The organism is Pseudomonas sp. 44 R 15 (genome assembly GCF_900004965.1).
Classification (GTDB): Bacteria; Pseudomonadota; Gammaproteobacteria; order Pseudomonadales; family Pseudomonadaceae; genus Aquipseudomonas; species Aquipseudomonas orientalis_A.
Genome location: NZ_CVTU01000085.1, coordinates 13,025 through 32,846 on the forward strand (window position 1 = coordinate 13,025; position 19,822 = coordinate 32,846).

General features: G+C 62.7%; 15 protein-coding genes. 5 read left to right on the forward strand and 10 right to left on the reverse strand.

What is annotated here, in order from left to right; genetic code table 11:
* Positions 1-68 precede the first annotated feature (68 nt).
* From BFP93_RS10645 to BFP93_RS10685, 9 genes are all read right to left on the reverse strand, one after another.
* Positions 69-560, reverse strand: coding sequence for a GNAT family N-acetyltransferase (locus tag BFP93_RS10645; RefSeq protein WP_065893036.1), 492 nt, complete (start codon positions 558-560; stop codon positions 69-71).
* Positions 561-721: 161 nt separating this feature from the next.
* Positions 722-1,831, reverse strand: a complete 1,110-nt coding sequence (zapE, locus tag BFP93_RS10650) for a cell division protein ZapE (RefSeq protein ID WP_065893037.1) — start codon at positions 1,829-1,831, stop codon at positions 722-724.
* A gap of 49 nt (positions 1,832-1,880) precedes the next feature.
* A complete protein-coding gene (gene metE, locus BFP93_RS10655) occupies positions 1,881-4,169 on the reverse strand; it encodes a 5-methyltetrahydropteroyltriglutamate--homocysteine S-methyltransferase (protein ID WP_065893038.1) in 2,289 nt (762 codons plus the stop codon).
* 619 nt (positions 4,170-4,788) lie between these two features.
* Positions 4,789-5,622 (reverse strand): phosphodiesterase, encoded by an 834-nt coding sequence (locus BFP93_RS10660; protein ID WP_065893039.1) that lies wholly within the window; start codon positions 5,620-5,622, stop codon positions 4,789-4,791.
* Between the two features lie 9 nt (positions 5,623-5,631).
* Positions 5,632-6,663: an ABC transporter ATP-binding protein gene (locus BFP93_RS10665; RefSeq protein ID WP_065893040.1), complete on the reverse strand. Its 1,032-nt coding sequence runs from the start codon at positions 6,661-6,663 to the stop codon at positions 5,632-5,634.
* A complete protein-coding gene (locus tag BFP93_RS10670) occupies positions 6,660-7,454 on the reverse strand; it encodes an ABC transporter permease (RefSeq protein ID WP_065887404.1) in 795 nt (264 codons plus the stop codon). Before BFP93_RS10670 ends, BFP93_RS10665 begins: the two co-directional genes overlap by 4 nt.
* Positions 7,451-8,269, reverse strand: a complete 819-nt coding sequence (locus BFP93_RS10675; protein ID WP_065893041.1) for an ABC transporter permease — start codon at positions 8,267-8,269, stop codon at positions 7,451-7,453. Before BFP93_RS10675 ends, BFP93_RS10670 begins: the two co-directional genes overlap by 4 nt.
* Positions 8,270-9,274, reverse strand: a complete 1,005-nt coding sequence (locus BFP93_RS10680) for an ABC transporter substrate-binding protein (protein WP_065887406.1) — start codon at positions 9,272-9,274, stop codon at positions 8,270-8,272. It abuts the gene before it with no gap.
* The gene (locus BFP93_RS10685) at positions 9,258-10,277 is read right to left on the reverse strand and encodes a LacI family DNA-binding transcriptional regulator (protein WP_065887407.1); all 1,020 of its coding nucleotides are present in this window, start codon (positions 10,275-10,277) and stop codon (positions 9,258-9,260) included. Before BFP93_RS10685 ends, BFP93_RS10680 begins: the two co-directional genes overlap by 17 nt.
* A gap of 1,151 nt (positions 10,278-11,428) precedes the next feature.
* Between BFP93_RS10685 and BFP93_RS10690 the strand changes: the two genes are divergently transcribed.
* The 5 genes from BFP93_RS10690 to BFP93_RS10710 all read left to right on the forward strand — a co-directional run bounded on the left by BFP93_RS10690 (position 11,429) and on the right by BFP93_RS10710 (position 19,466).
* Entirely contained in the window at positions 11,429-12,526 is a 1,098-nt protein-coding gene (locus tag BFP93_RS10690; RefSeq protein WP_065887408.1) for a carboxynorspermidine decarboxylase, read from the forward strand.
* A gap of 28 nt (positions 12,527-12,554) precedes the next feature.
* Entirely contained in the window at positions 12,555-13,799 is a 1,245-nt protein-coding gene (locus BFP93_RS10695) for a saccharopine dehydrogenase family protein (protein WP_065893042.1), read from the forward strand.
* A gap of 200 nt (positions 13,800-13,999) precedes the next feature.
* Positions 14,000-15,241 carry an exonuclease SbcCD subunit D C-terminal domain-containing protein gene (locus tag BFP93_RS10700; RefSeq protein WP_065893043.1) on the forward strand — a complete coding sequence of 414 codons (1,242 nt, stop codon included), beginning with the start codon at positions 14,000-14,002 and terminating at the stop codon, positions 15,239-15,241.
* Positions 15,238-18,876 (forward strand): AAA family ATPase, encoded by a 3,639-nt coding sequence (locus BFP93_RS10705; RefSeq protein ID WP_065893044.1) that lies wholly within the window; start codon positions 15,238-15,240, stop codon positions 18,874-18,876. Before BFP93_RS10700 ends, BFP93_RS10705 begins: the two co-directional genes overlap by 4 nt.
* Positions 18,873-19,466 carry a glutathione S-transferase gene (locus BFP93_RS10710; protein ID WP_065893045.1) on the forward strand — a complete coding sequence of 198 codons (594 nt, stop codon included), beginning with the start codon at positions 18,873-18,875 and terminating at the stop codon, positions 19,464-19,466. The genes BFP93_RS10705 and BFP93_RS10710 overlap by 4 nt, the downstream gene beginning before the upstream one ends.
* Before the next feature lie 119 nt (positions 19,467-19,585).
* Here BFP93_RS10710 and BFP93_RS10715 read toward each other — a convergent pair whose 3' ends face one another.
* Positions 19,586-19,765, reverse strand: coding sequence for a hypothetical protein (locus BFP93_RS10715; RefSeq protein ID WP_065893046.1), 180 nt, complete (start codon positions 19,763-19,765; stop codon positions 19,586-19,588).
* Positions 19,766-19,822: the final 57 nt, after the last annotated feature.

Genomic DNA, 19,822 nt, shown 5'->3' on the forward strand with positions numbered 1-19,822 from the left:
TCCGGGGCGGCGTTCCCACGCGGAGCGTGGGAACGATCATCATCGCGCCTTTTTTTGCAGTGCTTTTATTAAAGTGACTTGTTCCAGAACAACATGCGGCCATGGGCGGGATCAAATACCGAATCGTCAAAACCGAACTTGCGATACGCCGACTGGGCCAGCGCATTGCCTTCAAGCACTTCCAGGGTGATCTTGCAGCAACCGCGCTGCCGGGCGATTTCCTCGACCTTCTGCAGCATCTTCTGACTCAACCCCAAGCCCCGAAACTGTTGCGCCACCACCACATCGTGGACATTGACCAAGGGCCGACAGGCGAAGGTCGAAAACCCTTCGAAGCAATTGACCAGCCCGGCCGGGACACCCCCAACGAACGCCAGCACACTGAACGCATGAGGGCGCTTGGCCAGCTCCGCAGGCAGTTGCTGCAACAGGTCGGCCGGCAAACTGTGGCCGCCGCCCATCGGGTCTTCAGCATAGTGGTTGAGCAGCGAACCGATGGCATCGGCGTGTACGGCGTTGGTGTAGCTGGCTTGCAGCACCAGGATGTCTGGGGTGTCCATTTCCTTCCTCGATAACGACAACCAGGGAACCGATTCCCTTTGAGAAGGTTGATTGTAAGCATGGAGTCGGCAGTAGATGAAGGAGATTAACGACAAATGTCTGACAGAAAGCGCGTAGATTGCACGTATCCAACGCCTCAAGCGCAGTGAACGCGGGGCTCTCAGGCGCCGAAGCGCTGCAGCTGCATTTCGCGCAAGCGGCTCAAAGTGCGACGAAAAGGAAACGCCAGGTAGCCTTCGGTATAGAGACGCTCCAGCGGCACCTGGGCCTCGATGAACAACGGCACTTTGCGGTCGTAACACTCATCCACCAGCGCGATGAAGCGTCGCACGCTGTCATCATGCCTGGACAACTCCGGCAATTGCCGATCCCCCGCGACCACGCGCTCGGCGCCGTCTTCGGTACCCCGGGCAATACGACCAGGGCGCTGCTGTGCGCTGAGGTTGGGCACCTCTCCCAGCAGGATGGCTTTGAAGCGATCACACAGCAGCATGAAATCCATCGCCGCCAGGGGTTGTTCGCAGAGCTCGGCGTAACGGCACCACAGCACCGCGTCACTGGCCTGCACCGCCGCTATCGTGCGATGCCCCACGTTCACTTCCTTCTCGTCGCTGAGGGTTTGCCCGTCGCTCATCTGCCGGAACAGCGTGGCCAGTGCATCGGGCCGATTGACCCAGTAGCGCTGCAGACCCACGCCGGGATGCAGGCGATGATCCTCGCCGCCGTCCACGGCCAGCACCTGCATATTCCGATTGATCGCCGCGATACCCGGCAAGAACCGCTCACGGTTGAAACCTTCGGCGTACAGATGCTCAGGGGGTTGATTGGAGGTGCAGACCATCACCACGCCCTCCTCGAACATCACCTGAAACAGACGGCCGAGAATGATTGCGTCACCGATGTCATTGACGAACAACTCGTCGAAGCACAGCACGCGCACGTCCCGGCTCAGTTCCCGCGCCACCGCCTGCAGCGGGTCCCGGGTCCCGGTGAGCTGGAACGAGCGCTGGTGCACCCAGCCCATGAAGTGATGAAAATGCTGGCGGCGCGCGGGCACGCGCAGGCTTTGATGGAACTGGTCCATCAGCCAGGTCTTGCCGCGCCCCACCGGCCCCCACAGGTAAACGCCGGTAATTGGCGAACCGCCCTGGTGCAACGCCTGGTGACAGGCTTGCAAGGCCTGCACCGCCCGGCGTTGAGCGTCGTCGGGCACGAAGCCCTGCCGGGCGATAGCGTCTTGATAAGCGGCGAGCGGCGAGTCGAAAGTCATTGGCGCAGTATGCCGTACAACGCAAACGTCTACCGCGCAATCTTCGCCCTCAGCCCAGTTCCGCACGCAGCTGGCGCGCCGCCGTCACCATGTGGATCAACGCCGCTTCCGTCTCCGGCCAGCCACGGGTTTTCAGGCCGCAATCGGGGTTCACCCACAACCGCTCAGCCGGAACCCGCTTGGCCGCCTTGCGCAGCAAGTCAACCATCTGCGCCACCTCCGGCACCCGTGGCGAGTGGATGTCGTAGACGCCGGGGCCGATGTCGTTGGGGTAGGCGAAGGCTTCGAACGCATCGAGCAACGCCATGTCCGAGCGCGAGGTTTCAATGGTGATGACGTCGGCATCCATCGCCGCGATGGACTCGATCACATCGTTGAATTCGCTGTAGCACATGTGGGTGTGGATCTGGGTCTCGTCACGCACGCCGCAGGCGCACAGGCGGAACACTTCGGTGGCCCAGTCCAGGTAGTGCGGCCATTGCGCCTGACGCAACGGCAAGCCTTCGCGGAACGCGGCCTCGTCGATCTGCACGATCCGGATACCGGCGGCTTCCAGGTCCACCACCTCGTCACGCAGCGCCAGGGCCAGTTGCCGGGCCTGCACTTCACGGCTCACGTCTTCCCGTGGGAACGACCACATCAGCATGGTCACCGGGCCCGTCAACATGCCCTTGAGCACCTTGCGCGTGAGGCCCTGGGCATAGCGAATCCACTCCACCGTCATGGCTTTCGGACGGCTCAGATCGCCGTAGATCAGCGCCGGTTTCACACAGCGTGAACCGTAGCTCTGCACCCAGCCGAAACGGCTGAACGCGTAGCCGTCCAATTGCTCGGCGAAGTATTCGACCATGTCGTTACGTTCGGCCTCACCGTGCACCAGCACATCCAGCCCGAGGTTCTCCTGCACCTCGACCGCGTGCCTGATCTCGCTGTGCATTGCTTCGACGTATTCGGCTTCGCTCAACCTGCCGGCCTTGTACGACTGGCGCGCCAAGCGAATCGACGCGGTTTGCGGAAACGAACCGATGGTAGTGGTGGGAAACAGCGGCAGGTCGAGGCCGACCCGCTGCTTCTCGATACGCTGGGCAAACGGCGACTGGCGCTGGCTGTCCCTGGCGCTGATCGCGGCAACGCGCGCTTGCACCGCGGGCTTGTGAATACGCGGCGAAGCGGCGCGCGCAGCCTGTACCGCGCGACTCTCAGCCAGCGCGGCCAGCACCTGCGGCGCCTCGGGCTGGTCGAGGGCCTGCGTCAGTACCGCGACTTCCGCGCACTTTTGCAAAGCGAAGGCCAGCCAGCTCTTCAACTCGCCGTCCAACTGGTCTTCACGCGCCAGATCCACCGGGCTGTGCAGCAGTGAACAGGACGGCGCGACCCACAAGCGCTCACCAAGTTTGTCCTGGGCGTGTTGCAACGTCGCCAAGGCTTTTTCCAGGTCACAGCGCCACACGTTACGGCCGTTGACCACGCCCAGGGACAGCACCTTATAAGCCGGCAGGCGATCAAGAATCGTCGGGTATTGCTCCGGCGCCCGTACCAGGTCGATGTGCAGCCCGTCGACCGGCAGATTGGCGGCCAGGCCGAGGTTTTCTTCCAGCCCGCCAAAGTAGGTGGCCACCAGTTTCTTCAACGGATCACGCTGGATCAGGTTGTAGGCGCGCTCAAAGGCGTTCTTCCACTCCTGCGGCAGATCGAGCACCAGGATCGGCTCGTCGATCTGCACCCACTCCACACCCAGCTCCGCCAGGCGCTGGAAGATCTGGCCGTACAGCGGCAGCAGGCGGTCGAGCAGATCAAGCTTGTCAAAGTCGCCGCCCTTGGCCTTGCCCAGCCACAGGTACGTCAGCGGGCCAATCACCACCGGCTTGACGGCGTGCCCGAGGTCGCGGGCTTCCTGGACTTCTTCGAACAACTGGTCCCATCCGAGGTGGAATTGCTGATCGACGCTGAACTCCGGCACCAGGTAGTGATAGTTGGTATCGAACCACTTGGTCATCTCCTGGGCGTGAGCGCCGGCGCAGCACGCATCGCTGACGCCGCGGGCCATGCCGAATAACGTGTGCAACGTGGCCTGGCCATCGGCCGGACGGAAACGCTCCGGGATCACGCCAAACATCAGCGAGTGGGTCAGCACCTGGTCATACCAGGCGAAATCACCGGCGGGCAGCAACTCGATGCCGGCCTGTTTCTGCAGGTCCCAATGGGCCTTGCGCAAGTCACGCCCCACGGCGCGCAGGCCGGCTTCATCGAGCTCGCCCTTCCAGAACGCTTCCTGCGCTTTTTTCAGTTCACGATCGCGTCCAATGCGCGGAAATCCGAGGGAATGAGCGACTGCCATGACTTTTTATCTCCAATGTCGGTATCTATGGCGGCCATTGTCGGGAGATGGCGATAATGAGACAAACTCATTTTTCTTTAGATGAATACAAAATTCATTCATACAGACAGCAACGCAGTGCCCACCCGTAACCACGATGCGAAGCGAGCCGCTCTTGATCTTGATCTGCTTTTGATCTCAGGCGCCCCGTTAAACCACGCTGGCCGAACGCAGGCTTGAATCCGTGGGCAACCCGGCAGGACGCCGGGTTAGCCGCACTGGGCCATGGATGGCCCATTGCGGCGGCCCACGGATTCAAGCCGGAGAGAGGGCACACCGAGCCTGGGCGAGGTGCCGAGTGGTGGGGCAAGAGCGTTTTGCTTACTTTTGCGCTTTTCAAAAGTGAGCCGCTGTAAAAGCGGAACCATTAGCAGCCGTTACCGCAGAAACGGATATGTACTCGGTCTGATCCAAGATACTGGTCGGCCCAGAGGCCGCCATCGGGGGCAAGCCCCCTCCCACATTTGGACCTCGGAGCGTCAGGTAGAAACGCGTCGGCTGTCCGGCCCTCACGGGAGCAAGCTCCCTCGCCACAGGTCCGGCGCCGTACCCGAGCTGTTACATCAGCTGAATCGAAACCTCAGTCAATCAACCCATGCGCGTCATAGAACGGATACGGCCCCGGATAATCCCCAAACACGCCGTTATGGCTGATCAAACCCTGTTGCGCATCCCAGCGATGCAACAGATACCCCGCCGGCTCCAGGTTGAAATGCGCGGGCGCCGCATCCTGCAAATCCAGCACGATCTGGTGGGACGTGCCGGGGCATACACAACTGAGGCTGGCACCGAAACGGCGCTGCATCGGCCGATGCAGATGCCCGCACAACAGGCGCTCCACCTGCGGGTGGCGTGCCACCACGCGCTCCAGGGCGGCGGCGTTGATGAAGGGTTCGCGGTCCATATGGCCGATGCCGCTGATAAACGGCGGGTGATGCAGGATCAGCAAGGTCGGCGCCTGCGGGCGCAGCGCCAGTTGCTCATCGAGCCAGTGCAATTGGCTGTCCAGCAACTGGCCACCATGGCTGCCGGGAATGGTGGAGTCGAGGCCGATCAGGCGCAGCGGATGCGTGTCTACCACCCAGTCCAGCGGGCCCTCTGCCGATAACGGCAAGTAGGCATGATCGCCGAACGCATCGAGCAACGGCCCGCGCGCGTCGTGATTGCCGGGTACCAGATAGAACGGCATGTGCAGGCGCGCGAGTTCAGGGTGCAGCACGGCGTACTCATCGGCGCGGCCAAAGTCCACGAGGTCGCCGCTGATCACCACGATGTCAGGCCGTGGTTGGCTGGCGTTCAGGTGATCGACGGCGCGGCGCAGCGCGCCCAGGGTGTCAACCACGCCATAGGTGAGGCGCTGACCGGCCTTGAGGTGCAGGTCGCTGATCTGTGCAACGAGAAACGGATGATTCACAGTGGATTCTCACGCATTCAGGGTGAACAACATGTGCGGCGCAATCGCCAGGGCAATCGGCGCGCCGACGACGTACAGCTGGTTGTCGCTGCTGTCGACCAGCAACGGTTGCGGGCCGCCCACGTCCACCAGCAAACGGCTCTGCGCGCCCTGGAAGAACTGCGCCAGCAGACGCCCGTGCAAGTGCCCTTCGCTTTCCATCACCCGCAGATGTTCGGGGCGGCAATACAGGGTGTCGGGCTGGTCGGCGCCGTGCCACGGCAGTTCGCCGCCGCAGACTTTCAAGCCCTTGGGCGACGACCCGCTCACGGCGAAGGCGTTGAGGTTGCCGACAAAGCCTGCGACAAAGGCATTGGCCGGTTTCTGGTAAATGTCCCGTGGGCTGGCCAGTTGTGCGATGCGTCCGTGCTCCATCACCAGGATACGGTCGCCCAGGGCCATGGCTTCGCCCTGGTCGTGGGTGACGAACACCGAGGTGATGCCAAGGCCGCGCAGCAGTTCGCTCAACTCACTGCGCAGGCGCTCGCGCAGTTGTGCGTCGAGGGCCGCCAGCGGTTCGTCCAGCAGCAATACTTTCGGGCGTGGCGCCAGGGCGCGAGCCAGGGCGACGCGCTGGCGCTGGCCGCCGGAGAGTTCATGGATACTGCGCTTGCCGTGCTGCTGCAAGCCCACCAACTCAAGCAGTTCTTCGCAGCGCTTGTTGCGCTCTCGCGGCGCCATCCCTCGAATCTTCAAGCCGTAGACAATGTTGCCGGCCACATCCAGGTTGGGAAACAGCGCGTAGTTCTGAAACACCATGCCCACATCGCGGCGCTCAATGGGCAGGCGAGTCACGTCCTGATCACCGAAAAACACCTGGCCCACGTCCGGGCGTTCCAGGCCGGCGATCAAGCGCAACGTGGTGGTTTTGCCGCAGCCGGACGGGCCGAGGATCGCCAGGGTTTCGCCGCCTTCGACGGTCAGGTCCAGGTCATACACGGCCACGGTGCCGTCGGCAAACGCCTTGCGACAGCCTTGCAGGCCAATAGTAATAGCGGTCATCGACGCTCTCCACGGGACAAACGGGCACTGATGGCCTGCAGCGCAATCAACAGCGGCACGATCATCAGCAGGAAGATAAGGGTGTAGGCACTGGCGATTTCCAGGCGCGCCGAGGCGTAGCTGTCGGCGAGGCCCACCGGCAGGGTCTTGGTCATCGGCGTGTGGAGCATCCAGGTCAGGTTGAATTCACCCAGGCTCAGGGTGACCACCATCAGTACGCCGGCCAGAATCCCCGCCCGGCAATTGGGCACCACCACGCTGAAAAAGCGCTTGATCGGACCTGCACCGAGGCTGGCGGCAGCTTCTTCCAATACCGGCAGTTGCTGGCGCTGCATCACCGCCATCACCGGGCGCACCAGGAACGGCAAGGTGAACAGCACATGGCCGACGAGGATGAACAGCCAACTGCTGCGAAAGCTGCCGAACTGGCCGTACGTCAGCAGCAGCGCCAACGCACTGGCCAACCCTGGCATCGCCACCGGCAACACCATCAGTTCTTCGAAGGCGCGACTGAAACGGTTGTTCATGCGCACCAGGGCATAGGCCGCCGGCACACCGATCACGCAGACGCACACCGCGCAGGCCAGGGCCAGTTGCAGCGAGAGCCACACAGTGGGTGAATAGGCTTGCCACACCTGGATCAACCAGTCGAAGGTCAAGCCGCTGGAAACGCCGACAAAGAAGTTGCGTGTCAGCCCCGCCAGCAGCGACAGCAGCACCGGCACCAACATGAAGGCGCACACCAACAGGGTAAACAGCAGTTGCAGCACAAACAGCGATGAGCGCTTCACAGCACAGTCCCCGAATTTTTCACCAGGCGCCGCGTGAGCAGCAGCACGGCCCAGGTCACCGCGCCAAGCACCACCGACAGCGCAGCGGCGACGGCAAAGTTGGCGTAATTGGTGAACACGTTATAGATCGCCACGGGCGTGACGTTAAGGCGCGTGCCCAGGGTGAACGCCGTGCCGAACGCGCCCATGGACGTGGCAAAACAGATCGCACCGCACGACGCCAGCGCCGGCGCCAGGCCCGGCACGATCACATCGCAGACCACGCGCCAGTGCCCTGCCCCCAATGAATGCGCGGCCTCCTCCAGGCTGCGGTCGAGGCTTTCGCAGGCAGCCATCACCGTCAGAATTACCCGGGGAATCGAGAAGTACAGGTAGCCCACGAACAGCCCCGCCAACGAGTAGGCAAAGATCCAGCGCTCACCGGCCAGTTGCAGGCCCAGGGCGGCAAACAGTCCCTGGCGCCCCGCCAGCAGGATCACCAGGAACCCCACCACCACCCCGGGAAACGCCAGCGGGAACGTGAGCAATGCCACCAGCGCCGAGCGCCCGAAGAACTGTTGCCGGGCGAGGAAGACACCGCTGATACCGCCGATCACCAGCGCGACCAGCGTCACCACCCCTGCCAGCATCAGGGTTTGCCCCAGGCTGCCCAAATACTGCGCACTGCTGAGCACCTGCCAGTAGCCGCTGCCGCTCCCATCGCGGCTTTCGGCGCCGAGCACCATCAGGTGCGCCAGCGGCAACAGCCAGAACGCGAGCAGCACTGCGAAGGCCGGGGCCAGCGCCCAGGCGGCGTGTTTTGCCGATGTCGCCACTTACTTGACCTCGTTCAGGTAACGGGCGGCGAAGGCTTCCTGCACAGCGGCCATTTTTTCGTAGTCCACGACACCGGCGCGGGCATAGTCACTGTCCGGGAGGAACTGTGCGGCGACGTCCGCCGGCATTTTCATCGGCCGCACCGGGCGCAGGTAGGCCTTGGCCCACAGTGCCTGGCCCTCGTCCGAGAGCACGAAGTCGAGGACTTTTTCCGCGTTCGCACGGTGTGGCGCGTTGGCGACCAGGCTCATGACGTAGGGCACGCTGATGCTGCCTTCCTGCGGAATCACGAAGGCGACATTGGCCTGGTCTTTGTAGCGGGCGCGGTAGGCGTTGAAGTCGTAGTCGACCAGGATCGGCAACTCGCCGGACAGTACCCGTGCGTAGGCGGTCTGCTTGGGCACGATGGGGCTGTTTTTTGCCAGTTTGCGAAAGTAGTCGATGGCCGGGGCGAAGTTGTCCAGGTCACCGCCCATGGCGCGGTTGATCGCCACCGCCGACACGTAGCCGACAAAGGCGCTGGACGGATCGAGGTAACCGACCATGCCTTTGTACTCAGGCTTGAGCAGGTCGGCCCAGCTTTGCGGCACCGGCAGACCGCCGAGTGCGTCGACGTTGACCATGATGCCCAGGGTCCCGGAATGGATCGCGAACCAATGGCCGGCGGGGTCTTTCAGGCCGGCGGGAATCTGCTCCCAGGCCTTGGGTTTGTAGGTGTCGACCACCTCGGCTTTTTGCGCCTGCAGGCCGAAGGTCACGCCGTAGTAAACGACGTCGGCCACCGGCGCGGCTTTTTCCGCCACCAACTGCGCCAGGGACTGGCCGGAGTTTTTGTTGTCCAGCGGCACCTGCACGCCGGTGCTGGCGGCGATGGCCTTGAGCTGGGTGCCCCAATCGGCCCAGTCCGGCGGGCAGTTGTAGCAAATCGCAGTGTCGGCGGCCTGGGCCAGGCTGGCCGCACCGCACAGCAGCAGGGCTGCCAGGGTTTTACTGAGTGCGCGCATCAAGGGTCTCCTCATGGGGCTGGGTACTTTCGCCTGGCCGGATATGGCAAGGCAGGCAATGGGACGTCGGGGCGTTGCCGGCGATTTGCGCCAGCAGTTGGTCAATCACGGTGCTGGCCAGCAGCGCAATGGGCTGCACCACGCTGCACAGGGTCGGGTGCATCTGGGTGCCGAGGCTGATGCCATCGAAGCCCATCACAGACAGTTGCCCGGGAACGTTCCAGGCGTTGCGGCGCAGTTCGGCAATCAGGCTGATCGCCAGGAAGTCGTTGGAACACACCAACGCCGTGGGCGCGTCGGGGCTCTTGAGAAACGGCGCGATCGCCGTGAACTCGGCCTGGGTGTGGGCCGGCATTTCGATCACCGGGCGGCTCTTGAGACCGTACGCTTCCATCGCCTCGCAATACCCCGCATGCCGCAGACGGGCACGGTCGGACTGCAACGCGGGGCCGGCGACCATGCTGATCCGGCGGTGCCCGGCGTCCAGCAGATAACGCGTGGCCAGGGCCATGCCCGCGCGGTTGTCGACCGACACGGCGCTGTAGTTGGGGTTGCTCGGCTGATGGTAGGCCAGCACGAAGGGTGTCTTTTCGGTGTTCAGGCTGCTGAGCACGGCATTGCTTTCGGCATCGGTGACCGTCAGTACCAGACCGTCGACGCGCTGGCGCAACAGTTCTTCCACTACCGTGCTTTCGCGCTCGCTGCTGTAATCGGTGGTGGCCAGCACCAGGCTGTAGCCCCGAGACCGCGCGGCGCGCTCCATGGCCTGGAACTGCTCGGCGAACACCGGGTTGAGCAGGTTGGGCACCACGACGCCGATCAGTTGGGTGGTCTGCAGGCGCAACTGGCGGCCCAGCAGGTTCGGCCGGAAACCCAACTCACGGGCGGCGGCGAACACCTGCTCACGGGTCACCGGGCGCACCTGGTCCGGGGAAGCAAAAGTGCGTGCAGCGGTGGCGCGGGACACGCCAGCCAGGCGTGCTACGTCTTTCAGGTCAGTCATTGGGGCTCGCTTGAGATCGATCTCATTGGCGAGGACATTAGCGAGGGAATGTGGCAGGAAGGTGGTGGAAAGATGACGGTTTGATGTCAGTGCCCCGACTGCATATCGCGCTCAATGTGGGAGGGGGCTTGCCCCCGATGGCGGCCTCTGGGGCGGCCGGGATGGTGGATTGGGTTGAGTACATATCCGTTGCTGCGGTCACGGCTACTTAGGGTTCCGCTTTTACAGCGGGTCACTTTTGGAAAAGAGCCCCAAAAGTAACCAAAAGGGCTCTTGCCCCACCACTCGGCACCTCGCTAATGCTCGGTGTGCCCGCAATCCGACATTGATGTGGGGGGCCGCCGCCACGCGCCATCCATGGCGCGGGGCGGCTAAACCGGCGTCCTGCCGGTTTACCCCCCACATCAATATCGAATTGCGGCCAGCGTGGTTTGACGGGGCGCCTAAGATCAAAAGCAAGAGCAAGAGCGGCTCGCTTCGCATCGTGGCGTACACCGCCGTCTGTAGGAGCGAGCTTGCTCGCGAAAAACGTCAACGATAACGCGTGCTTCCTGAATCAACGCGGCGCCTGTGAGTTTTTCGCGAGCAAGCTCGCTCCTACATAACGCAGCCGCGCCCACCCGTAACCACGATGCGCAGCGAGTCGCTTTTGATCTTGATCTCAGGCGCCCCGTTAAACCACGCTGGCCGAACGCAGGCTTGAATCCGTGGGTAACCCGGCAGGACGCCGGGTTAGCCGCACTGGGCCATGGATGGCCCATTGCGGCGGCCCACGGATTCAAGCCTGCGTTCGGGCACACCGAGCATGAGCGAGGTGCCGAGTGGTGGGGCAAGAGCGTTTTGCTTACTTTTGCGCTTTTCAAAAGTGAGCCGCTGTAAAAGCGGAACCATTAGCAGCCGTTACCGCAGAAACGGATATGTACTCGGTCCAATCCACCATCCTGGTCGGCCCAGAGGCCGCCATCGAGAGCAAGTCGAATCGTCGCACCGCCCCTCCCACATCAGGTCGGTGTATAACCATGGACGGTCATACTCAGGGCCTATGCTCGAAACCCGGCGCAGCAAATTCCGCCCACTAACCTTTCGATCTGTTCCAAGTGCGGGCACAATGCGTGTCCTTTTTTGGCAGGCACCGCCGCAGGCTCTCAAAAATGATCAAAACGCCGTACTACCTCATCGATAAACAGAAGCTTCTGGTCAACATGCAGAAGATTGCCTACGTGCGCGAGCAGTCCGGCGCCAAGGCTCTGCTGGCACTCAAGTGCTTTGCCACCTGGTCGGTGTTCGACCTGATGCAGCAATACATGGACGGCACCACCTCGTCGTCGCTGTATGAGTTGAAGCTCGGCCGCCAGAAGTTCGAAGGTGAGGCGCACGCCTACAGCGTGGCCTGGGCCGATGATGAAATCGAAGAGATGCTGGACAACTGCGACAAGATCATCTTCAACTCCATCAGCCAGCTGCAGCGCTTTGCCGAGCGCTCCGAGGGCAAGACCCGCGGCCTGCGGGTCAACCCGCAAGTGAGCAGCTCCGATTACCTGCTGGCCGACCCGGCGCGTCCGTTCAGCCGCCTGGGCGAATGGGACCCGGTGAAGATCGAAGGCGTGATCGAGCAAATCTCCGGTTTCATGTTCCACAACAACTGCGAGAACGGCGATTTCAGTCTGTTCGACAAAATGCTCGGCACCATCGAAGAACGCTTCGGCGCGCTGCTGCACAAGGTCCAGTGGGTCAGCCTCGGCGGCGGCATCCATTTCACCGGTGAAGGCTATGCGCTGGACGCGTTTTGCGCGCGTTTGAAAGCATTCTCCGAGAAGTACGGCGTGCAGGTGTACCTGGAACCGGGGGAAGCGGCGATCACCAACAGCGCGTCGCTCGAAGTCACCGTGCTCGACACGCTCTACAACGGCAAGAACCTGGCCGTGGTCGACAGCTCCATCGAAGCCCACTTGCTGGACCTGCTGATCTATCGCCTCAACGCCAAGCTGGCGCCAAGCGAAGGCGAACACACCGTCATGGTGTGCGGCAAATCCTGCCTGGCCGGGGATATTTTCGGCGAGTATCAATTTGATCGTCCGCTGGCCATCGGCGATCGGCTGTCGTTCATCGACACCGCGGGCTACACCATGGTCAAGAAAAACTGGTTCAACGGCCTGAAAATGCCGTCCATCGTAGTGAAACAACTCGACGGTACAGTCGAAGTGGTTCGTGAATTTGGTTACGACGACTACCTGTCCAGCCTTTCGTAAGCTGGCGGATAAAGGAGAGATAAAGCAATTGAAAAAGAACGTTCTTATCATTGGTGCAGGAGGTGTCGCCAAGGTGGTGGCCCACAAGTGCGCGCAGCACAACGACGAACTCGGTCGTATTGCTATCGCGTCGCGCAACATCTCCAAATGCCAGGCCATCATCGACAGCGTCAAGGCCAAGGGTAGCCTCAAGGTTCCCGCCGACATCCAGGCCTTCGCGCTGAACGCCCTGGACGTGGAAGCGACCAAGGCCCTGATCCGCGAGACTGAATCGCAGATCGTCATCAACGTGGGTTCCGCGTTCCTCAACATGTCGGTACTGCGTGCCTGCATCGACACGGGCGTTGCGTACCTCGACACCGCCATTCACGAAGAGCCGGGCAAGGTCTGCGAGACCCCGCCGTGGTACGGCAACTACGAATGGAACCACCTGGAAGAATGCAAACAGAAGAACATCACCGCCATCCTGGGCGTGGGCTTCGACCCGGGTGTCGTCAACGCGTACGCCGCGCTGGCGCAGCAACAGCATTTCGACCGCATTGATTCGATCGACATCCTCGACGTCAATGCCGGCTCCCATGGCAAATACTTCGCCACCAATTTCGACCCGGAAATCAACTTCCGCGAGTTCACCGGACAGGTGTGGAGCTGGCAGAACAGCCAGTGGACCAGCAACACCATGTTCGAAGTCAAACGCACCGACGACCTGCCGGTCGTCGGCTCGCAGAACCTCTACCTCACCGGCCACGATGAAGTGCACTCACTGTCGAAAAACCTCGACGTGCCCAACGTGCGCTTCTGGATGAGCTTCGGCGAACACTACATCAATGTGTTCACCGTGCTGAAAAACCTCGGCCTGCTCTCCGAGAAACCGGTCACCACCGCCGAAGGCCTGGAAGTGGTGCCGTTGAAAGTGGTCAAGGCCGTCCTGCCCGACCCGTCTTCGCTCGCCCCCGGCTACACCGGCAAGACCTGCATCGGTGACCTGGTCAAAGGCACCAAGGATGGCCAGCCGCGCGAGATGTTCATCTACAACGTGGCCGACCACGAGGAAGCCTTCGCCGAGACCGACAGCCAGGGCATCTCCTACACCGCCGGCGTGCCACCGGTCGCCGCCGCGCTGCTGGTAGCGCGTGGTGAGTGGGATGTGAAACACATGGCCAACGTCGAGGAACTGCCGGCCGAGCCGTTCCTGAAAGCGCTGGACGTGATGGGCTTGCCGACTCGCATCAAGGACGAGCACGGTGATCGGGCCTGGAATGCGCCTGCCTGACAGGCGATCGCTGACCGAACAAAGAAATGCGCCCTCAGGGGCGCATTTTTTGTTGGGGCACGGATACCCAATAAAACAACGCGATCCCCTGTGGGAGGAGGCAAGCCCCCTCCCACACTGGGTCCGGGGCTACCCGCAGGCACCCCGTGTGCTTTTACAGGTAAACTCCCCTCCTTTTCCTCTTCTGCACGGAGTTCGCCTTGCGTCTGTTCCACACCTCCGACTGGCACCTTGGGCAAAACCTGCACGGCCAGGAACGCGACTTCGAACACGCCTGTTTCCTCGAATGGCTGCTGGACCAGTTAAAGGCCCACCGCCCGGAGGCGCTGTTGATCGCCGGCGATATTTTCGACACGGTCAACCCGCCGCTCAAGGCACAGGAGCGCCTGTATGACTTCATCATCAGCGCCCACGAACAAAACCCGACACTGACGATCGTGATGATTGCCGGCAATCATGACTCCGGGTCGCGCATCGAATTGCCCGCACCGTTGATGCGCCGCCTGCGCACCCACGCCCTGGGCCGGGTGTTGTGGCTCGATGATGGCCAGTTGGATGCCGAACGCCTGTTGATCCCGTTGCCGGATGCCAAAGGCAAGATCGCCGCCTGGTGCCTGGCGCTGCCGTTCCTGCGCCCGGCGGAGGTCACGGGCGCGCAGTTGGGCGATGATTACCTGCAGGGCATCGGCCAGGTGCATGAATGGCTGATCGCCGCCGCCAACGCCAAACGCAAAAAGGGCCAGGCGCTGATTGCCATCAGCCATGCGCACATGGCCGGGGGTTCGGTGTCGGAAGACTCCGAGCGCAGCCTGATCATCGGCAATGCCGAGGCGCTGCCGGCCAACCTCTTCGATAGAAGTGTCGGCTACGTCGCCCTCGGCCACTTGCACAAGCCGCAGAAGGTGAATGGCGAAGAGCGTATCCGCTACAGCGGTTCGCCGATTCCGCTGTCTTTTTCCGAAATCGGCTACAAGCACCAGGTGCTCGACGTGACGTTCCAGGGCGAAAGGCTGGTCAGCGTCGAACCGCTGCCGATCCCGCGCTCGGTCAATCTGCAACGCCTGGAGGCCGCGCCTCTGGCAGATATCCTCAAACAGCTGGCCGACTTGCCCGATGTGGATTTGCTGGCCGAAACCCAACGTCACCCATGGCTGGAAGTCCGGGTACGCCTTGACGAACCGCAGCCGGACCTGCGCCAGCAGATCGAAAATGCCCTGCAAGGCAAGGCCGTGCGCCTGGTGCGCATCGCCGCCGAATACGCAGGCAATGGCCCGCGCGAAGGCAATGATGAGGAGCGCCTGGTCGAACTCGACCAACTCACCCCCCAGGAATTGTTCAGCCGCGCCTGGCAGGACAGCTATGGCAGCGAAGTGGATGAACAGACCTTGAAGGACTTCGCCGTGCTGCTCCAGGAAGTGCAACAGGAGGGCGAACAGCCATGAAGATCCTCGCCATCCGCCTGAAAAACCTCGCGTCCCTGGCCGGACCGTTCGAGATCGACTTCACCGCCGAGCCGCTGGCCAGTGCCGGTCTGTTCGCCATCACCGGGCCGACCGGCGCCGGCAAGAGCACCCTGCTCGATGCGCTGTGCCTGGCGCTGTTTGGCGCGGTGCCGCGCCTGGGCGATACCGGCCAGGCCAAGATGCCGGATGCCGACAGCGACATTTCCATCGGCGACCCGCGCACCCTGCTCAGACGGGGCACCGGCGGTGGTTATGCCGAGGTGGATTTCGTCGGCGTCAGCGGCCGCCGCTACCGTGCGCGCTGGGAAGCCAATCGCGCGCGCGACAAGGCCAGCGGCAAGTTGCAGAACAGCCGCCAGAGCCTGATCGACCTGGACAGCGAGCAACTGCTGGCCAGTCAGAAAACCGAATACAAGACCCAGCTGGAACTGGCCCTGGGCCTGAACTTCGAACAATTCACCCGCGCAGTGCTGCTGGCGCAAAGCGAGTTCAGCGCCTTTCTCAAGGCCAACGACAACGAGCGCAGCGAACTGCTGGAAAAGCTCACCGACACCGCGCTGTATACCCAACTGGGCCGCCGTGCGTTCGACAAGGCCAAGGATGCCAGGGACGTGCACAAACAATTGCAGGACCAGGCCAGCGGCGTGGTGCCTCTGGCTGCCGAAGCCCGCGCCGAGCTGGATCAACAACTGAGTCAGGCACAACAGCAACTCAAAACCCACCAGGCCCAACTCAAGCAGTTGGAGTTGCAGCACACCTGGCTCAAGGAGTTGCGCGAGTGGCAGGAGCGCCGGCAAAGCGCCGCCGAGCAGCTGCAGCAAGCCCAACAACTGTGGGACAGCCAAGGCCAGCAGCGCCAGGACCTGACGCGCCTGGACCAGCTCGCGCCGCAACGCCATCACTTCGTGCGTCGCGCTGAACTCGACGCATTGCTGGCCCCGCTCGCCGCGCAGATTCAACAGCACCTTGAGCAACAAACCGCGCTGCACAGCCGTCAGGAACAGGCGCAACAACAGCAGGCCGCCGCCCAATCGGCCCTGGCCCAAGCCCAACAGAACCAGGCAAGCGCCGCGCCTTTGCTGCGCCAGGCCTTCGAAGAACAGACCACCCTCACCCACTTGACCAAAGAGCTGGCCAAGCGCACCGAGGAAAAGCAGCAGCACGAAAGCGCCTGCCACGAAGGCCACGTCTTGCTCACAGGCTTGCAGGACAAACAGGCCCAGGTCGCCGAGCGCCTGCAAAGCCTGGCCACCGAACTTGAGCGCAGCGCCACCCTCGCGCCACTGAGCGATGCCTGGACGGCCTACCGCGACCGCCTGCAACAACTGATGATGATCGGCAATCGCCTGAACCAGGGCGAGGCTGAACTGCCGCAGCTTGAACAGCGCGTCAACGCCGCCGTCGAGCAATTTACCCTGCAACGCGAGGCCCTGGACCTGCTGTACCAGGAGGCCGGCGCCGAACCCCACGCGGTGGCCGAGCAAATTCAATTGCTCGCCAGCCTCCTGCAGGACAATCGCAAGCAACAACGCGCTTTCGAAGACCTCGCACGCTTGTGGGGCAGTCAACAGCAGCTCGACACCCAGGCTGGCACCCTGGCGCAGAAACTCGCCGACGCGGCGCAGCAGCGCGAGCAACTGAACCAGACCGGCCTGCAAACCAAAGCCGAACTGACGGTGGCCGAGCAAACCCTGACGGTGACCAAGCAACTGCTGGAGCGCCAGCGCCTGGCCCGCAGTGCCAGCGTCGAGGAACTGCGCGAACAGTTGCAGGATGGCCAGCCCTGCCCGGTCTGCGGCAGCCACGAACATCCCTATCACCAGCCCGAAGCGCTGTTGCAGAGCCTGGGTCGCCACGATGAAAGCGAAGAGGCCACAGCGCAGCAAGCCGTCGACCGCCTCAAGGAAAAACTCACCGAGCTACGCGGCGAAGTGGGTGGGCTGATCGCCCAGCAAAAGGAATTTCTAGCCCAACAGGAACAGCTGGCGCTGCAGCAGCAGGCGTTGGCGCCGAGCCTTGAAGCGCACCCACTGTACGCGACGCTGTTGCATCAGGACGCGGTCAAGCGCACCGACTGGCTGGCCCAGCAACTGGCGCAACTGACGCAAAGCATCGCCCAGGACGAACAGCGCCAGGGCGCCCTGCTCAACCTGCAACAAAACGCCGGGCGTTTGCAGCAGCAATTGCAGGCCGCCCAGGACGCGAGCCAGCAGGCCCGACAATTGTTGCTCGACCAGCAGCGCGCCCTGGCCGGTGACCGCGAGCGCCTCGACACCGAGCTTGCCAGCTTCGCCAGCCTGTTGCCCGCCGCCACCCTGGAAGGTTTGCGCAGTGAGCCGGCGGCGACCTTCATGCAACTCGACCAGCAGGTCAGCCAGCGTCTCGAGCAACTGGGCCATCAGCGCGATGAACTGGCCGAGCAGCAAGAGCGCCAGCAGGCCATCGAAAAACAACAGACCCATCAGCAGCATCGCCAGCAGCAGTCAGAAGCCCTGAATCTGCAGGTCGCGCAGCTCTGCACCCGGCAACACGACGCCCAGGCCAAACTCAGCGACTTGCTCGGCACTCACGAGAGCGCCGAACAGTGGCAACAGCAGTTGGACCAGGCCGTCAGCCAGGCGCGCCAAAGCGAAGCCGACGCCAGCCAGGAACTGCACGCGGTGCACACCGCGCTGGTGCAACTGGTCGCCGATCTCAAGGCCCTGCTTGAACGTCAGCAAGCGCTCGAGACGGAGCAACAAGCCTTGGACACGCGCATCACTGCGTGGCGCGCCGCGCATCCCGAGCTGGATGACCAAGGCCTGACCCGCCTGCTGGCCTTCGACGAGGCCGAGGTCACGGACCTGCGCCAGCAGTCGCACACCCGCGAAAAAGCCGTTGAACAAGCCGGTGTCTTGCTGCAGGAGCGCGAACAGCGCCTGGCCGAACATCAGGCCTTGCACAACGGCAACCTGGACGCCGAGCAGCTGGACAACAGCCTTGCCGCGCTCAACCAGCAACTGGCCGAGGGCGAGAAACACTGCGCCGAACTGCGCGCCCGCCAGGCCGAAGACCAGCGGCGCCAGGACGCCAACCACGCCCTGGCCGAGCAGATCGCCAAGGCCTATGACCAATGGCAGCGTTGGGCCCGCCTGAATGCGCTGATCGGTTCGGCCACCGGCGACACGTTCCGCAAAATCGCCCAGGCCTACAACCTCGACCTGCTGGTGCACCACGCCAACGTGCAATTGCGCCAGCTGGTGCGCCGCTACCGCCTTAAACGCGGCGGCAGCATGCTTGGCCTGCTGGTGATGGACACCGAGATGGGCGACGAACTGCGCTCGGTGCACTCGCTGTCGGGCGGTGAAACCTTCCTCGTCTCCCTGGCGCTCGCCCTGGGTCTGGCGTCGATGGCGTCCAGTACCTTGAAGATCGAGTCGCTGTTTATCGACGAAGGTTTCGGCAGCCTCGACCCCGAATCCCTGCAACTGGCGATGGACGCCCTGGACGGTTTGCAGGCCCAGGGGCGCAAGGTGGCGGTAATCTCCCACGTGCAGGAAATGCACGAACGCATCCCGGTGCAGATCCAGGTCAAGCGCCAGGGCAATGGCTTGAGCACCCTGGAGGTCAAGTGAGCGCGGCGCTGCTGTACTCGTTCCGGCGCTGCCCCTATGCCATGCGCGCGCGGTTGGCGTTGCGCTATTCAGGCGTACCGGTGGAGATCATCGAGGTGAGCCTCAAGGCAAAACCGGCCGACATGCTGGCGTTGTCGCCCAAGGGCACGGTGCCGGTTTTGAGCCTTGACGGCCGGGTGATCGAGGAAAGCCTGGAGATCATGAAATGGGCCCTGGCGCAGCACGATCCCGAGGATTGGCTGCTGCAAGGCGATCCTGCGGTGCTGGCGTTGATCGCCGAGAATGACCAGGTGTTCAGACATCACTTGAATCGATACAAGTACGCCGAGCGCTACCCTGAGCACGCAATGGAACATTATCGGGCCGAGGGTGAGGTGTTCCTGCAAAGGCTGGAGGACTTGCTGGCGGACCATGAATACCTGCTCGCCGGGCACATGAGCCTGGCGGACGCGGCCGTTGTGCCGTTCGTACGGCAGTTCGCTCATGTGGATCGCGAATGGTTTGCGGGGGCGCCGTATCCACGGCTTCAGGCGTGGCTGCAGCGGATTCTGGAGTCGCAGCTGTTTATCGCGGTGATGGCAAAACCCTGAAACCAACATCAATCAACCTGTGGGAGGGGGCTTGCCCCCGATGGCAATGTGTCAGTCTGCTTATCTGTAGCTGACCCACCGCAATCGGGGGCAAGCCCCCTCCCACAGGTTGATCTTTGTTAGCCCTGGGTCTTGTGATCCAGCGCGGCATAGAAGTTGGCGCTTTGTTGCAGGTACTTCTGGGTATAGGCAGTGGTGCCGGATTTTTTGCCGGAGACGTCCACGCTGGCTGCCGCAGGCAGAGCAACGGTCGCGGAAACGGCGGAAGCGGCGATGATCGAGAAGATATTGAAGTTCATGACGGTAACCCTCGTGTGCGTTGGTTTTGGTGGCCGGGAGGCCTTGGAAGCCAACTT

Bases quoted from the DNA above. Each gene is read 5' to 3' on its own strand.
- BFP93_RS10705 (WP_065893044.1), top strand. From the start codon at position 15,238: ATGAAGATCCTCGCCATCCGCCTGAAAAACCTCGCGTCCCTGGCCGGA.
- BFP93_RS10690 (WP_065887408.1), top strand. From the start codon at position 11,429: ATGATCAAAACGCCGTACTACCTCATCGATAAACAGAAGCTTCTGGTC.
- BFP93_RS10680 (WP_065887406.1), bottom strand. From the start codon at position 9,274: ATGCGCGCACTCAGTAAAACCCTGGCAGCCCTGCTGCTGTGCGGTGCG.
- BFP93_RS10665 (WP_065893040.1), bottom strand. From the start codon at position 6,663: ATGACCGCTATTACTATTGGCCTGCAAGGCTGTCGCAAGGCGTTTGCC.
- BFP93_RS10685 (WP_065887407.1), bottom strand. From the start codon at position 10,277: ATGACTGACCTGAAAGACGTAGCACGCCTGGCTGGCGTGTCCCGCGCC.
- BFP93_RS10645 (WP_065893036.1), bottom strand. From the start codon at position 560: ATGGACACCCCAGACATCCTGGTGCTGCAAGCCAGCTACACCAACGCC.
- BFP93_RS10715 (WP_065893046.1), bottom strand. From the start codon at position 19,765: ATGAACTTCAATATCTTCTCGATCATCGCCGCTTCCGCCGTTTCCGCG.
- zapE (WP_065893037.1), bottom strand. From the start codon at position 1,831: ATGACTTTCGACTCGCCGCTCGCCGCTTATCAAGACGCTATCGCCCGG.
- metE (WP_065893038.1), bottom strand. From the start codon at position 4,169: ATGGCAGTCGCTCATTCCCTCGGATTTCCGCGCATTGGACGCGATCGT.